Source organism: Rothia mucilaginosa, from assembly GCF_049990865.1.
GTDB classification, from domain to species: domain Bacteria; phylum Actinomycetota; class Actinomycetes; order Actinomycetales; family Micrococcaceae; genus Rothia; species Rothia mucilaginosa_I.
Genome location: NZ_CP188231.1, coordinates 1,930,494 through 1,945,741 on the forward strand (window position 1 = coordinate 1,930,494; position 15,248 = coordinate 1,945,741).

General features: G+C 60.4%; 11 protein-coding genes. 4 read left to right on the forward strand and 7 right to left on the reverse strand.

Annotated elements, in window-relative coordinates; all coding sequences use genetic code 11:
• Positions 1-39: 39 nt before the first annotated feature.
• The 3 genes from ACP3RB_RS07545 to ACP3RB_RS07555 all read left to right on the forward strand — a co-directional run bounded on the left by ACP3RB_RS07545 (position 40) and on the right by ACP3RB_RS07555 (position 3,352).
• A complete protein-coding gene (locus ACP3RB_RS07545) occupies positions 40-1,329 on the forward strand; it encodes a FecCD family ABC transporter permease (RefSeq protein ID WP_426698944.1) in 1,290 nt (429 codons plus the stop codon).
• A gap of 34 nt (positions 1,330-1,363) precedes the next feature.
• The gene (locus ACP3RB_RS07550) at positions 1,364-2,392 is read left to right on the forward strand and encodes a FecCD family ABC transporter permease (RefSeq protein ID WP_426699574.1); all 1,029 of its coding nucleotides are present in this window, start codon (positions 1,364-1,366) and stop codon (positions 2,390-2,392) included.
• A gap of 276 nt (positions 2,393-2,668) precedes the next feature.
• Complete coding sequence (locus tag ACP3RB_RS07555; RefSeq protein ID WP_314644965.1) at positions 2,669-3,352, forward strand: integrase; 684 nt, start codon at positions 2,669-2,671, stop codon at positions 3,350-3,352.
• A 37-nt stretch (positions 3,353-3,389) separates the two neighbouring features.
• Here the strand turns inward: ACP3RB_RS07555 and ACP3RB_RS07560 are convergent, their stop codons facing one another.
• From ACP3RB_RS07560 to ACP3RB_RS07590, 7 genes are all read right to left on the reverse strand, one after another.
• Positions 3,390-4,427 carry a magnesium and cobalt transport protein CorA gene (locus tag ACP3RB_RS07560; protein WP_304191083.1) on the reverse strand — a complete coding sequence of 346 codons (1,038 nt, stop codon included), beginning with the start codon at positions 4,425-4,427 and terminating at the stop codon, positions 3,390-3,392.
• A gap of 169 nt (positions 4,428-4,596) precedes the next feature.
• Positions 4,597-5,889: an adenylosuccinate synthase gene (locus ACP3RB_RS07565; RefSeq protein WP_049338292.1), complete on the reverse strand. Its 1,293-nt coding sequence runs from the start codon at positions 5,887-5,889 to the stop codon at positions 4,597-4,599.
• Between the two features lie 236 nt (positions 5,890-6,125).
• Complete coding sequence (locus ACP3RB_RS07570) at positions 6,126-6,596, reverse strand: DUF4870 domain-containing protein (protein ID WP_308562829.1); 471 nt, start codon at positions 6,594-6,596, stop codon at positions 6,126-6,128.
• Positions 6,597-6,890: 294 nt separating this feature from the next.
• Positions 6,891-8,132 carry a pyruvate ferredoxin oxidoreductase gene (locus ACP3RB_RS07575; RefSeq protein WP_314604938.1) on the reverse strand — a complete coding sequence of 414 codons (1,242 nt, stop codon included), beginning with the start codon at positions 8,130-8,132 and terminating at the stop codon, positions 6,891-6,893.
• A 183-nt stretch (positions 8,133-8,315) separates the two neighbouring features.
• A complete protein-coding gene (locus ACP3RB_RS07580) occupies positions 8,316-9,275 on the reverse strand; it encodes a magnesium transporter (RefSeq protein ID WP_314604937.1) in 960 nt (319 codons plus the stop codon).
• Positions 9,276-9,358: 83 nt separating this feature from the next.
• The gene (locus ACP3RB_RS07585) at positions 9,359-10,192 is read right to left on the reverse strand and encodes a type VI secretion protein (protein ID WP_426698945.1); all 834 of its coding nucleotides are present in this window, start codon (positions 10,190-10,192) and stop codon (positions 9,359-9,361) included.
• Entirely contained in the window at positions 10,189-10,821 is a 633-nt protein-coding gene (locus tag ACP3RB_RS07590; protein WP_426698946.1) for a hypothetical protein, read from the reverse strand. The genes ACP3RB_RS07585 and ACP3RB_RS07590 overlap by 4 nt, the downstream gene beginning before the upstream one ends.
• A gap of 363 nt (positions 10,822-11,184) precedes the next feature.
• On the opposite strand from ACP3RB_RS07590, the gene ACP3RB_RS07595 reads away from it, so the two are divergent.
• Entirely contained in the window at positions 11,185-15,132 is a 3,948-nt protein-coding gene (locus ACP3RB_RS07595; RefSeq protein ID WP_426699575.1) for a S8 family serine peptidase, read from the forward strand.
• Positions 15,133-15,248 lie beyond the last annotated feature (116 nt).

Sequence of the window (15,248 nt, forward strand, 5' to 3'; positions counted from 1 at the left end):
GCCCGGGAGCGCACCGCTCCCCCACCACCTCCAAGGCATATGACCCAACAGACCACCACTTCTTCCGGCCCCGCCGTCAGCGAAGCTTCCCTGGCGAAAATTCGTGCCCTCTCTGCTTCTTCGGACGCCCTATCTGGCGCCTCCTCGGGCGGTCAGGGAGGCAAGTCCATCTCGCGTCTGGCGGTTGCGCTCATTATTGGCGGCGTTCTGCTGGTGCTGCTTTGCGCCCTGTCGTTTGCGGTGGGTTCGCGCATGTTCCCCCTGGATCGCTCCATTGACGGTTTCCTCCACCCGGAGGCGAACACTATTGAGTCGAAGCTGATTTGGGCGAAGCGTGCCCCGCGTACCGCCGCGGCGTTGCTGGTGGGTGCCGCGTTGGCGGTGTCGGGTGTGCTCATGCAGGCGTTGAGCCGTAACCCGCTGGCTGAGCCGGGTCTGCTGGGTGTGAACTCGGGTGCTGCCGCCTCCGTAGTGGTGGGTGTGGGCGTTTTTGGGGTGTCCTCCCCGTTCGTTCAGCTGTGGCTGGCGCTACTGGGTTCAGGTCTGGCGGCGGCGCTGGTGTTCGTCATGGGTCTGGTGGATTCTAAGCCGAACCTGGATTCGACGGCGCGTCTGGTACTCACGGGTGTGGCGGTGAACGCCTGCCTGGGCACGATTACCGGCATTATCACGATGTTTAATTCGAGGGCTTTTGACTCGCACCGTTTCTGGGTGGTGGGTTCGCTCGAGAACCGCACCTTTGAGCAGGTGCTCTCGGCGCTGCCCTTTGTGGCGTTGGGTCTGGTGCTGTCGTTCATGCTGATTGGTCCCCTGCGCGCCCTGGCGCTCGGTGAGGATGCGGCAGCCGGCCTGGGCGTGCCGGTGACGCTGGTGCGTGGCGCGACGATTATTGCGATTATGGCGCTGTGTGGTGCGGCGACCGCAATTGCGGGTCCGATTGGTTTTGTGGGTCTGGTCGTGCCGCATGTGGTGCGTCTGCTGGTGGGTTCCGATATTGCGCGCGTGCTGCCGCTGTCGCTGGTGTACGGCCCGGTGTTGGTGCTTGCCTCCGATATTTTGGGTCGCGTTCTGGTCATGCCCAGTGAGCTTGAGGTGGGTATTGTGACCGCATTTATTGGTGCCCCGGTGCTGATGGTTCTGGTGCTGCGTTTGAGTGCCGGTGCGCGCGGTGCGAAGAAGAGCCGCATGGGTTCGAAGGCGCAGGCGCACGAGGAGGCGGGCCCGGCTCACGTGTCGGAGCACGGCGCGCATCGTGCTCACCGCCCTGTTCTGCGTGGTTCGGCTGGTTCGGCTGGTTCATCTGGCTCGGCTGGCGTATCTGGTTCGTAGGTCCCGGTTTCTGAGAGGTTTTATTGTGAGCGTTATGTCTCGTTCTGTAGCCGGTTCTGTGCGTATTCCGGGGCGTTACCGCACCCCTATTCCGCGTACCCTGATGGTGGTGGCGGTGCTTATGGTGGCGGCGGCCGCCTCCCTAGTGTTTGGTAGTTATCAGATGAGCCCTGATCAGGTGTTTCGCCTGATTTTTCAGGGTGAGGGCACGGAGATTGAGCGTCAGCTGGTGTTGAATCAGCGTCTGCCGCGTATGCTTGCCGCCGTGGTGGTGGGTGCAGCTTTGGGCTTGTCGGGCGCTATTTTTCAGTCGGTTTCGCGTAATGCTCTGGGTTCGCCGGATATTATCGGTTTCACGGTGGGTTCGGCGACCGGTGCCCTGTCGGTGGTGCTGATTGGGTCGTTGAGTTCTACCGGTGTTGGTATGGGCATGGGCGCTATTATTGGCGGTTTTGCGACGGCGGCTGTGGTGATGCTTCTGGCGGGTGCGCGCGGTGGCGCGACGATGGGTCAGAAGATGGTGCTGATTGGTATTGCGGTGAGTGCAATGCTCAGTTCGGTGAATGATTACCTGATTACGCGCGGTGATTTGGAGAAGGCGGAGGCGGCGAAGACCTGGCAGCACGGTTCACTGAATGCTCTGTCGTGGAACCAGATGTCGGTTCAGGCAGTGCTGCTGCTGGTGGCTATTCCGCTGGTTCTGTTGTTGACTCGCCGGCTGCGCACACTGGAGCTCGGTGACGATTTGGCGGCGGGTTTGGGTCTGCCGGTGAAGAGGACCGTGAACCTGCTGGTGGCAGCTGCCGTGCTTCTGGTGGCTGTGGCAATTTCTGTTGCGGGTCCGATTGGTTTCTTGGCTCTGGTTGCCCCGCAGATTGCGCGCCGCCTGTGGAATACTCCGGGTACGGCGATGTGGCATTCGGCGCTGTCGGGTTCGGTGATTTTGGTGCTGGCTGATTTTGTGTCGGCTCGTGCGTTGGCGCCATTCCAGATTCCGGTGGGCTTGGTGACGGGCGCGTTGGGTGGCGCGTACATGCTGTGGCTACTGTACCGTCAGCGCTAGTTGCGCCGCTTGATTCGGTATGAGTGACCGGGTGTTCCCCACTTGTGGGGGGCGCCCGGTTTTCTGTATTTCACGGGGTTTCGCGGGGTTTTACGGGTGGTTTCAGATTTTTTCAGAATTTTCCCAGTTTTACCCCGGGGTAGATTAAAAACTGCTTATCGTGTCAGGGGTCGCTCATAGAGTGTAGGTGTTGGAAGGGACGATCCTTCCGACCGGGCACGCCGTCTCCTGCGGTGTTGCCGCTAGGTTGATTCAGCATCTACGGAAGGAACGGTCATGGAAAACACCACTCACGAGAGCCAGTACGCAAACGCAGAGATTTCCTGCACCGCAGATGAGCAACTGTGCCGTGATGCAGAGTTCAACCTGCTGATGCAGGCGGGCACCATCGTTCGTATGGAGCGTTTCAACGTGGATGAGCTCCGCGGCGTTCTGGAGCAGCTGGTGGCTGACGGTTCGTGCTTCCGCACCGCGCCGGCATCCTCGACTATGGGCCGCGTGATGCGTCACCTGACTCAGGGCGCTTCCGGTTACGAGGCGAACCTGGCTGAGCTGCGTGCGGCGGCACAGAACGCTCTGCTCTTCGTGTTCCCCCTGGAGAAGGACCTGGAGATGTGCCTGCGCTTTGAGCGTGTGCAGGGTACCGGTCTGGCGTTGACTCGCCTGGGCGTGAGCCCGGTCAATGGTGACCTGTGGACTCAGCACTGGGCGATGCGCGCGCTGGAGTGCACCGGCGGCGTGTTTGCGGTGGAGTCCGCTCCGGGTGCCTGCAATTTTGAGCTGCGCCGCGAGATGTTCTACGCGATGCTGTCGCTAGTTGAGCTGTCGACTTTGGGTCTGTCGGCTGAGCCGGAGGACTTCTACATGTTTGCCGATTCGGAGGCTGTGTGTAAGAAGTTCAAGCGTGAGCGTCGTGATTGCCGCCGCGCAATGCGTGCCCAGTACGACCGTGCCGCATAAGGTATATCGTGTATGCCTTATGCGGCATACGCGCATATCAGAGCCATTTATTCTTCTTGAAGAACCAGTAGAGGAGCAGACAGGAACCCACCATGAGCAGCAGCGCGGCGGGGTAGCCGAACTCCCATTTGAGTTCGGGCATGACCTCAAAGTTCATGCCGTAGACGGAGCCAACGATGGTGGGCACCATGAGTAGCGCCGCGTAGGCAGAGATTTTCTTGGTGTCGTCGTTCTGCTGCTGACCGAGCAGGGTGTCGTGCACGCGCAGGGCGTTCTCTAGGGAGCTGCGAAGGTCCTCGAGGCGTTCTTTTGTGTGCACCACGTGGTCGAGCACGTTGCGGAATTGCCGGGCGAGCTCGACCGCTTCTTCGTTCTTTTCTTCGTCGGATGCGTCCGGGTAGGGTGAGGGGTCGAGCGCGCCGGTGCGTATGCCTTCGATGATGCGGCCGATCATGGATTCGAGGGGGCGGCAGGCACGCTGGAAGTCGATGACCTGGTTGAGCAGTTCGTAGATGCGCTGGGCGAGGGAGTTGGCCTCTTGCCGCTCGCTGGGAGAGAAGAGGATGTCTTCGATTTCGTCGTTGTCGTTTTCGAGTCCGTCGAGCACGGGCGCGTACCCGTCGACGGTGCTGTCGAGGATGCGGTGCAGCAGTCGGGCGGGGGATGCGTCGGGGGTGGCGTAGAGCAGGTTGAACTGGTCGTTGATGCGCTGGTTGCTGCGTTGTTCGTCGCGGACGAGTGCGAGGGTGTAGCGGGGGCCGGTGAAGAGGTGCAGTTCGCTCAGGCGCACTTCTTCTTCTTTGTCGAGGTAGATGGCGGGGCGGACGACGGTGAAGAGGGAGTCGCCGTATCGTTCTAGTTTGGCGCGCTGGTGGCCTCGTCCGGCGTCTTCGATAGCGAGTTCGTGCAGGTTGAAGGTTTCTTGTAGCCTGTGCAGTTCGTGGATGCCGGTGTTGGCGTATCCGAGGGCTACGGCAGTGTTGGGTTGCTGGTAGGCGTTGAGAGTTTCTTCTTCGGGTGCGCCTACGCGGATGCGGTCGCCGCTGGGGTAGATGGCTCCGGTAATGTAGGTCATCGTTGTACTCCTCTGAACGCTTTGGCGCCACGTGTGCGAGGCGCTCTTTCCAGCATACGGCACGCGCCCCGCCCGGTCACATGCACCGCGCGCACCCGGCATACAAAAAGCCCCCGGCGGGCACCTGTAAGGTACCCTCCGGGGGCTTTCACGTATCTAGCTATTGAGCTTAGTCTTCGTTGATGAGGTCGCGAACCACAATGGTCTGGTCGCGGTCCGGGCCCACACCAATCGCGGAGATACGGCAGCCGGAAATCTCTTCCAGCTTCAGCACGTACTTACGGGCGTTCTCAGGCAGCTCATCCAGGCTCTTCGCATCCGAAATGTTCTCGGTCCAGCCGTCGTAGTACTCGAAAATCGGCTTAGCGTGGTGGAACTCGGTCTGAGTCATCGGCATCTCGTCGTGGCGCACACCGTCAACGTCATAAGCCACGCAGACCGGAATCTTATCCAGGCCGGTCAGAACGTCCAGCTTGGTGATGAACAGGTCGGTGAAGCCGTTGATGCGCACAGCCTGACGCGCCAGCACGGCGTCGTACCAGCCGCAACGACGCGGACGGCCAGTGTTCACGCCGAACTCGCCGCCGGTGGTGCGCAGAAACTCGCCCATCTCATCGAACAGCTCGGTCGGGAAGGGGCCAGCACCCACGCGGGTGGTGTACGCCTTCTGAATACCAATCACGCGGGAGATGCGGGTCGGGCCCACACCCGAACCGACGCATGCGCCGCCGGAGGTCGGGTTGGAGGAGGTCACGAACGGGTAGGTGCCGTGGTCAACGTCCAGGAAGGTTGCCTGGCCGCCCTCCATCAGCAGGGTCTTACCCTCATCCAGTGCCTTGTTCAGCAGCTGGGTGGTGTCCACAATCATCGGCTTCAGACGCTCAGCATACGACATGAAGTACTCGACGATCTCGTCGACCTCAACATGGCGGCGGTTGTAGACCTTCACCAGCAGTTCGTTCTTCTGACGCAGCGCGCCTTCAACCTTCTGACGCAGGATCGACTCGTCCAGGATGTCCTGAACACGCACGCCGAGGCGGCCCACCTTATCCATGTAGGCGGGGCCGATACCGCGGCCGGTGGTGCCGATAGCGCGCTTGCCGAGGAAACGCTCGGTCACCTTGTCCATGGTCTGGTGGTAGGGTGCGACCAGGTGTGCGTTAGCGGAAATCTTCAGGCGGGAGGTGTCAGCGCCGCGGGCCTCAAGGCCGTCAATCTCAGCGAACAGAGCCTCAGGGTTAACAACCACGCCGTTACCAATCACGGGGACGGCGTTATCGCTCAGAATACCCGCGGGCAGCAGCTTCAGCTCAAACTTCTGGCCGTTCACCACCACGGTGTGACCGGCGTTGTTACCGCCGTTGGGCTTGACCACGTAGTCTACGCGGGGGCCGAGCAGGTCGGTTGCCTTACCCTTACCCTCATCGCCCCACTGGGCGCCCACAATCACGACAGCTGACATTTTTGTGCTCCTTGAAAGCCTTGAAGATACGCACCGGATTTCACGGCGCGGCGGCGACCTACCGCCTCATGATCCTGGTAGGCACACCTCTTCTAATGATACCGTGCCCGCCCCTTTAAGTCCCGTGTGACGAGTCAATAGGCGTGCCGGGTACGGCGCCGGTGAGCCTCACCGGGCACGGCGACGCCCCCATCCGATATTCGGACGGGGGCGCTACCGGTATGAGCTGATGAAGACTACTTGATGATCTCGATGAAGGTCATCGGGTAGGTGTACTGCTCACCGCGGTTTGCGGCCAGAGCAGCCAGGCTGTGGAAGATAACCATCAGGATAGCCACAACCAGCGGGACAACCCACAGGATGATGCCCAGGATGCCGAAGGTCAGAATAATCAGCAGCCAGGAAGCCATGCTGATGACCCACAGGGAGAAGTTGAAGTTGAACGCGCGGCGGGATGCTTCCTTAGTGAAACCGTAACCGGGCTTGTCCTTGTAGATGAACCACATGACCAGCGGCGCGAGAATACTTGCGGAGGCGAAGGACAGCAGAGACAGAATTGCAGAAGCCAGGTGCGCGAGCATCGCCATGTTCTGGTCGTCCTTGGAGGAGACTACGTAACCGTTGGGCTGCTGACCCGGCGCCTGCGAGTAGGAGGGTGCCTGCTGGGAGTACTGGTTGTACTGTTCAGGGTTCGGGTTCTGGGACATCGTTCTTTTCCTTAATCTATCGATGAGTGGATACAGCTAATTGTTGAGGTGCGGCTAATCATTGAGGCGCGACGGCAGGCTAACTTGCCGTTTTCGGCGGGTGCCCGCCTCGCTCTGCCAGGTCGCAGCGCTCGTGATGGTTTCACCCTATCAAGGCAAGGTAAATGGAATATTAACCCTCGCCGGATAACAGGCGAAGAAACCCGAATATGACAAGAAAAAGACGCCCTGCCCCTCCACACGGTGTTACGTGCGTGGAGGGGCATGGCGTTATACGGTGTGGATTGGCCGAGGTTAGTCCTGTTTCTCTACACCGGGTGAGCCAGGATGCGCGGCGGGCTTATGTAGCGCGGCAGGCTCGCGCTGCGCTGCAGGCTCATGCTGTGCTGCAGGCTCATGCTGTGCTGCAGACTCGCGTAGCTTTGCGCGTTCCTGCCTTTTCAGCGCCTCATACTCATCGAAAAAACCCTGTTTCTTCGTGTATCCGTTGATGCCCGTGTAGTCGTCCGGCAGACGGTTGTACACCAGGTAGTACCAGAATTCGGCATGTGTCGTCTTTGTTTTCTGGATGAGTTCCCTCAGCCGGTTCTTATGCTTCACCGCCTGAACAATACCTACAATCCACAGGATTGGCACCACAAAAAATGAGCCGAGACCGATAGTGATGAAGAAGAGCAGCATCGACATGCCGGCGCTACTATCGAACATACTCACCAAAGGAACCAGCACAAACGGGTTCAGTATCAGTAGGACAATAAGCACGGTCTTCCAGAAGGTGCGCTGACTTTCGATCTCTTCAATGTTGGAGCCAGCCAACGGATTATTGATGGGGACGTAGCCCACCGGTTGCAGCTCGGCTGCTCGTGAAGTGGGGTTCTCCTCAATCTTGACCGGGTTCAGGTGGGTAGCGCACGCCTGCATGGGCGCGGAGGATTCAAGCGAGCGGTCCAGCAGGCGCATTTCGATAAGTTCCGAGTCGGGGATGCCGAAGAAAGGCTCCGGGATGACCGGCAGAATAGCGCCCGGTTGCAGACCGAGCTGTTCCAGCCGAACGTACTCGCCGTAGGCGTGCGTTGCCTGATTCTGCATAGCCTGAGCCTGCTCTTGCTGAGGCTGTTCAGTGGAGGCGAGTGCTACCGGGTGGTTCGCCTCCTCGTCCTTGTGAGATCCGTGAGTATCTTCTGAGGTGTCTTCCGGCTCTTCGATATTGTCGGTGTCGCCGGTGTCCTCGGCGTCGTGAGAGTCTTCGGGTTCGTCTTCTGAGTCCTTCCGCGCGGAGTCGTAACGCTTAGGGGAACCCGGGTAGACGTATTCATAATCCGGGTCGGGGTGCTCTAGCTCTTCGTCATCGGATTCTTCATATGGCTCAGCGTCTTCCGTTGTCGACGGCTGCTGGTCCATGAGTAGCAGCATGTATTCCGGGACGGACTGCTCGGTGTCCCAGAGGGGCTGGTACGCCTCTTCCTTCTTTGCAGTTTCCCTCTTTGCGGCTTCATTCTTTGCGGTTTCTATCTTTTCAGTGGGGCGGTCTGTCATGGTCGTCTCCTTCGCTCACCAGACATACTCCTGGTGGCACCACCGTACCAGCGTGCGCTGGGCGCTCCCTTGAAACCTGCCGAATGAACTCTGAGAAAAACCCCCGGACAAGCACTAACACTGAAGTGTTAACACCGCCGGGGGTTCAGCGCTACCGGAGTCCAAGGACTCACAGGAAGTCGACTATGATCCTTCCTCCGAGTGTGGAGCAGGACTTGAGGTAGGACTCGGAGCGTTCGGCGGCGCAGGAGTGGGAGCCGCCACAGAGGACATCGAAGACGTTGCCCCCAGGATTTCCTGCATTTCCTCGGCGTTCTTGGGCAGACGGTCGTACACCAGATAGAACCAGAACGACCCAAGCGGCATAGCCTCCCACTTCAGTGCCCGGTACTTTCGGCTAACTCGGACTAGCGCAAAAAACAGTGCCCCACCCCACAAGAACATGGGAAGACCCATCGTCAGCAGAGAAAGCATCAAGAAGTAGTAGAAGACATACCCACCGATCTGAGGGTCCCCTGTAACGGTAGCCAACAGAAGATAAGTCAGGGGATTAAACACCACACCCACGAAGAAGAGGGCAATGAGCTCAGGCCAGGCCTTCTTCCACAGGTCTGATCCGCGCACCTTGCCCGCAAGTGGGGTTGCTGAGATATACCCGATAGGTCGCGGAGTACCGACTACTTTCTCATCCATCCAGGCAGGAAAAGCGGTCGGCACCTGCCGGTGTGCAGATGCGCCAGCATCCGTGCCCATGGGGGACATGCGGCGCATCGTAGGGCCCGGGCGACCGTACAGCGGTCGGTTCAGCACCGGGTGCCCTGTCGCCGACGGGAAAAAGTTTGCAGCCTGCGCAGAGGGTGCGGGAGCAGAAACCGACAGAGCGGGCGCTGCTGAATCGGGCACTGTCGGGGCGGGTGCAACCGTATCGGCAGGCGCGGATGCAGAACGAGCCTTCTGTATCGCCAAGACCTCCTTCACCGGCTCAGGAATCTCCCCGGTCGGCGCGGCAACCGGCGTCCCGTGAAGCAACAAAGCCGAGTAATCGGGGGCGGGCTGATCCGTATCCCACAGGGGCTGATACTCGCCATTACTCTTCTCGGACGGGTTCTGAGGGTTTTTCGGTGCTTCGCTATGCTCCGCCACGGCAACCTCCTCCAATGCTTGTCTGCTGTTACGTGTCTGTTGTGTTGCTAAAGTGTGTGTTCAGTACACGGGGGCTCATCTGCTTAAGCCTCGTCCGATTCGTTAAGCCGCACAAGGCTCAGAATCCACGCCATACACCAGATGATGCCGGGGATCCCCATGAGCCCTGCGCTCACCTGATTCACCGTCACAAAGAGAGCTGCGACGAGTGACCCAGCCCCGAACAGGCCCGCAATGGAGAGAATCGCCGCCGCAATATACGGATTCAGGACGGAAACGGCAAAGAACAAAAGCCGCGCATTCCCCTTCTGAGACGAAGTGGGCAGGGGGCCAGGGTCCATCACCGGTTGGTCGATGCCATCATCTTGCTGAGGCGAAGCGTCGCCCTCCTGGTTTGTTTCAGAGGGCGGGGCACACTCGTACACCAGCCGGAACGTGAGTTTCTCCTCGGCCTTACGCCTCCAGATGAGCTGCACCATCACACCTAAGAAATTGATGAGAGCCCACAGGGAGAAAATGAACAGTACCAGCGGAAGAATACCGATGCTTAGTATCAAAAATCCTAGGGATGCCACAAAAAGAGATTCCAGGGTTTCTTCGCCCAGAATAGGACCTGCCAGTATATAGGCGAAAGGATCCGCCACGATAGCCAACGCTAGGTACGCCAGCGCCTCCACCACGCGTCTGCCTGTGTCCGGCTTGCGGTCAGGAACCGGCACGGGGCTGTAGCCGACCAGCTCACCGCCGTGTTCCTCCGGCGATTCTCCATTGGGGAGAGTTCCCTGAACATCGTCCGTGTGGATGCACATCAGACCCGGATCGGGACGACCGTAAATAACCTGCGGTGCCACCTTCAAAACACGCTGACGAGGGGAAACGGGCTGATTATCGAGGGGCTGGTTCTTATCGTCGGTCATGATTCCTCCTCATCATCAGTGCCATACAGCAATGTCGCAGGCGAACTACCGTCGAGCGGGGTGCACTCATATACCAGTCGGAATTGAAAATCCTGCTGAATCTTGTGCTGTCGAACGAGTAGACGTATCGACTTGGCGGCTTCTTTAAGAGCTTTCAGAAACTTCACCAAGACGACACACAGGAAGCAGATTCCTGCAATATGCACAAGCAAAATCAGCGAAGGAAAATAAAAGAAGGGTATCAATAAGAAGATGAACATTTCTTCCATAGCCACGCTCCCTCCCCCGAAATTCAGCCTAATAAAACCCAGGCGGAACAATATCGGGCTCGCCAGCACGAAAAAGAGAGCTGCCCAGAGCACCACCCGCAGCAGCGGACCCAACACGTACCAGGTGAAGCCGCTCCAATCAGTGAAGAAGCTCTTCGGGTTGAAGGTTTCGCGGGGCTTCTCCATGGGGGCGTAGCCTACCACCTCGCCAATCTGCCAGGCGGATGAGCTGTACTCGGTGAGGATGCCCTCTACCTCTCCCCTATGGATGCATTCCAACCTCGGGCCGGGGTGGCCGTAAATAACCTGGGGCGACATCAGCAAAACAGATTCCTCAGTGGAAACGCGTCGCTTGACCATGGTTCGACCCTCCATATCCCAGCATTTTTGATAGATGTTCAATAGATAGTTTTACGGTAACAATCGAACCTGAAAAGAAGCTGAATCCGAGTGCAAATGAAAAGCGTGAAAAAGAAAAGGGCCGAACATGTCCACAATTTGATGCATGTAAAGGTAATAAACGCTTCACAAGCCATTTTGGGGTGTATCCTAGTTCACATCTAGTGTGTTCAAGTTCATCTAGAACCCACCAGAAAAAACACACCAGCCTCCCCCAACACTGTGGGAGCCAAGCAAAGGAGCACCGTGCAACACACCGCCTCCCCAAACCCCCGCGGCCGGTCGCACCGACGCCGAATCGGCAGCGGGCTACTCACCCTCAGCATGGCGCTGAGCCCCCTCGCAGCGCTGGGCACCACCGCCCACGCCGCAGAAGACCCCGACGCCGTCAAGCAGGTACTCAGCGAAAGCATGAAGAACGCCAGCGGCACCGTCACCGCCTTCGTCCGCTTCAAGGGTAAGGGCGCCTTTGAACAGACCCAGCCCGCAGGCGTACTCGCTGGCACGCAGGCACCCGTCAACCGGAGCTCGCAGGTGCAGGCCATCGCCTCCCAGGTGCAGAGCCAGGCACAGCAGGTCAGCAGCCAGTCCGGCGCACAGGTCCTCTACACCACCCACAACGCGGTACGCGGCGTGGCAGTGCGCGGTGACGCCGAGTCCATCAAGGCACTCGCCAACCGCTCCGACGTAGAGAAAATCTCACCCATCCTGCCCAAGTACCGCCAGAACGCGGGCGCCGCCATTGACGCAGGCTCCCTCGCCACCTGGACCGGCACCACCAACCCTGCCGGCGCGGGCGGATACACCGGCAAGGGCGTGAAGATCGCCGTCATCGACTCCGGTATCGACTACACCCACACCGACTTCGGCGGTAGCGGCAAGCTCGAAGACTACGAGAAGGCATCCAAGCTCACCGAGCTGCCCTCCGCAGACTCCGGCCTGATTAACCGCACCAAGGTTGCTGGCGGCTACGACCTCGTTGGTGATGCCTACGACGGCACCAACACCGCAACCCCCGACGGCAACCCGCTCGACTGCACCACCGGCGGCCACGGCACCCACGTGGCGGGCACCGCGGCAGGCTACGGCGTGAACGCCGACGGCAGCACCTTCACCGGCGACTACAGCAAGCTCACCGCAGAGCAGCTCAAGACTATGAAGATCGGCCCCGGTGTTGCCCCCGAGGCTGAAATCTACGCCTTCCGCGTCTTCGGTTGCAGCGGCAGCACCAACGTCGTTATCGAGGCGCTCGACCGCACCCTTGACCCCAACGGTGACGGCGACTTCTCCGACCGCGCGAACGTGGTCAACATGTCCCTCGGCGGCGAATTCTCCCCGCAGGACGACCCCGAAGCCTACGCCGTTGACGCGCTCACCCGCGCCGGCGTGCTCTCCGTGATCTCCGCGGGTAACGCCAACGACTACAGCCTGCGCGGCGACACCTACTCCAACTCGGGTCACCCTGCCACCGCATCCAGCGCAATCACCGTGGCTAACGCCTACGGCTCCACCCGCGCCGTCGATGCGGCAGAGCTGACCGACCCCACCACCGGCACCACCCGCAAGGTACGCGGCGACTACAGCGTCTCCTACCCCTGGGCACAGGCAGGTAGCAAGGAATTCACCGGTGAAGTCACCGCAATCTCCGAGAACAACCGCTACGCCTGCAACGCCCTCAGCGCTACTGAAGCGGCAGCTGTAAAGGGCAAGTGGGTGCTCATCGACTGGGCTGAAGCTAACGGTGACCTCACCTGCGGCTCCAAGGTGCGCTTCGACAACCTGGAGGCAGCAGGCGCCAAGGGCGTACTGCTTGCAGGCCATGACGAAGAGCCCGGCCTGGGTATTGCCGGTAACGACACCCTGCCCGGTTTCCGCCTGGCAGCATCCGCCGCTAAGGACCTGCGCGCACAAATCACCGCAGCAGAAGCGGCAGGCAAGCCCCTGACCGTGCGCCTCGGCAACGACCTGAAGTCCTCCCTGCGCGTGGACACCGACAAGCTGGATCAGCTGAACCCCATGAGTGCCCGCGGCTTCCACGGCAGCTACGGCTACACCAAGCCCGACATTGTGGCACCCGGCTCGTACATCACCTCCGCGGCGGTTGCGACCGGTAGCAACTCCGTGACCTTCAGCGGCACCTCCATGGCGGCACCCTACGTGACCGGCTCCGCCGCCCTGGTCATGCAGAGCCACCCGACCTACACCCCCGCACAGGTCAAGTCCGCCCTCATGAACACCGCCACCCACGATGTGCGCACCGAATCCGGTGCCGCATACGCGGTGGACCGCGTGGGCGCTGGACGAGTCGACACCCTCGCTGCCGTGCAGTCGAAGTCCCTCGTCTACAACGCCGACAAGAGCGGTACCGTGTCCCTGAGCTTCGGCGTGCTCGAGTACGCACCGGATGCTGGCGTTCAGACCCTCACCCGCGAGGTGACCGTCGAGAACACCGATTCCGTGGCGCATACCTACGCACTGTCCTACGCTGAAAGCACTAATATTCCCGGCGTGGAATATTCCTTCCCTTCCTCGGTCACCCTCGCACCCGGTGAGACGAAGAAGTTCGAACTGAGCGTGCGCATCGACCCGTCCAAGCTGGAGAAGACCCGCGACGCGGCAATGGACGCAACCCAGAACGCAACTGACTACTACACCGGCAACGAAACCGTTCCCGCACAGTACCGTCAGTACATTGCGAGCGCATCCGGCCGACTCGTCCTCACTGAAGACGGCACCAAGGCACTGCGCCTGCCCATCCACGTGGCACCCAAGCCCGTGAGCACCATGCACGCTGCCGAAGACACTGTCACCTTCACCCAGAAGCCCTCTAGCGACGAGGCACAGAAGGCAGACACCGGCTGGACCAAGTCCCAGATTTCGCTGCGCGGCACTGAGGTCAACCAGGGCGGCTACCGCTCCCTGCTTGGTGCTTTCGAGTACGGTGCGAGCGTGGACCGTGTAGCTCCCACCTCGCTGTCGCTGAACAGCAACGTTAAGGCTAACCTGCAGTACGTTGGTGCTTCCTCGGATGCGCCCGCGCTGAAGGCTGCCGGCGGCAACGCCGATGACGGCACCCTGCGCTTCGGTATCTCCACCTGGGCGAACTGGGATGTTGTCTCCTACGAGAACACCTTCACCGTAGAAATCGACACCGACGGCAACAACCGTGCCGACTACAAGCTGGTCACCGACCGCGCTAAGGGCCTGGACTACCCGCTGGTTCGCCTCTACGGCTACAAGAACGGCAACCTCGTTGAGCTCGCCTACTACCCGCTCAACGGCGCCTGGGGTGATGTGGACACCAACATGATGGACACCAACACCCTCATCATGGGTGCGCCCCTCAAGGACCTGGGCCTGACTAGCGCAAACAACCCGGACATCCAGTACCGAGTCAGCGCAACCACCCAGTACGAGTGGGGTAACGTCAGCGAAACCGGCTGGATTAAGTACCGCCCCTTCAGCCCCAAGCTGTGGTTCAGCGGCGACTCCTCCGCCGTGGCTGGCCTCCACCCGGATGCCTCCACTACCACCCTGATGGCGCACCGCTCCGCTGACGCGATCCCCGCACTCGGCGAATCCGGCGCACCCGCTAAGGCACTGCTGCTGCACCTGCACAACGGCACCGGCGACCTCTCCGGCACCAACGGCGCCAAGGGCAACCGCGCCGAGGTACTGAACATCAAGGAGCAGCAGAGCGAGTACATCACTCCGTCCCGCTTCACCGATGTGAAGAACACCGACCAGTTCTACACCGAGATTTCTTGGTTGGCTCAGCGCGGCATCACCACCGGCTACCCGGACGGCACCTACCGCCCGCTGGAGTCCGTGGAACGTGGCGCAATGGCGGCGTTCTTCTACCGCATGCAGGGTTCCCCGCAGTTCACCGCCCCCTCCACTCCGAGCTTCAAGGATGTGCCCACCACGCACCCCTTCTACAAGGAGATTGAGTGGATGAAGGCTCAGGGCATCACCACCGGCTACTCGGACGGCACGTTCCGCCCCTCCGCACCGGTGAACCGTGACGCCATGGCTGCGTTCTTCTACCGTGCGGCAGGTTCCCCGCGCGTGGATCTGCCCGCGACCAGCCACTTCAGTGACGTGTCTACCGATAACCAGTTCTACCGTGAAATCACGTGGCTGGCTTCGAAGGGCATCAGCACCGGCTGGCCGGACGGCACCTACCGCCCGGTAACCCCCATTGCCCGCGATGCGATGGCGGCGTTCATCTACCGCTACACCGAGAAGGTTGCTAACCAGACCGGCCGCTAGACGGTAGTGAACCGTTAGCGAACAGTTCGGGTCCCCTCCTGCCCCCTGCATGGGGTGGGAGGGGCGCCCGGAACCGGCAGGCTCCAGGGCTTAAAATCCCGGGACCTCTCAAGTTT

Bases quoted from the DNA above. Each gene is read 5' to 3' on its own strand.
- ACP3RB_RS07545 (WP_426698944.1), top strand. From the start codon at position 40: ATGACCCAACAGACCACCACTTCTTCCGGCCCCGCCGTCAGCGAAGCT.
- ACP3RB_RS07550 (WP_426699574.1), top strand. From the start codon at position 1,364: ATGTCTCGTTCTGTAGCCGGTTCTGTGCGTATTCCGGGGCGTTACCGC.
- ACP3RB_RS07555 (WP_314644965.1), top strand. From the start codon at position 2,669: ATGGAAAACACCACTCACGAGAGCCAGTACGCAAACGCAGAGATTTCC.
- ACP3RB_RS07560 (WP_304191083.1), bottom strand. From the start codon at position 4,427: ATGACCTACATTACCGGAGCCATCTACCCCAGCGGCGACCGCATCCGC.
- ACP3RB_RS07565 (WP_049338292.1), bottom strand. From the start codon at position 5,889: ATGTCAGCTGTCGTGATTGTGGGCGCCCAGTGGGGCGATGAGGGTAAG.
- ACP3RB_RS07570 (WP_308562829.1), bottom strand. From the start codon at position 6,596: ATGTCCCAGAACCCGAACCCTGAACAGTACAACCAGTACTCCCAGCAG.
- ACP3RB_RS07575 (WP_314604938.1), bottom strand. From the start codon at position 8,132: ATGACAGACCGCCCCACTGAAAAGATAGAAACCGCAAAGAATGAAGCC.
- ACP3RB_RS07585 (WP_426698945.1), bottom strand. From the start codon at position 10,192: ATGACCGACGATAAGAACCAGCCCCTCGATAATCAGCCCGTTTCCCCT.
- ACP3RB_RS07590 (WP_426698946.1), bottom strand. From the start codon at position 10,821: ATGGTCAAGCGACGCGTTTCCACTGAGGAATCTGTTTTGCTGATGTCG.
- ACP3RB_RS07595 (WP_426699575.1), top strand. From the start codon at position 11,185: ATGGCGCTGAGCCCCCTCGCAGCGCTGGGCACCACCGCCCACGCCGCA.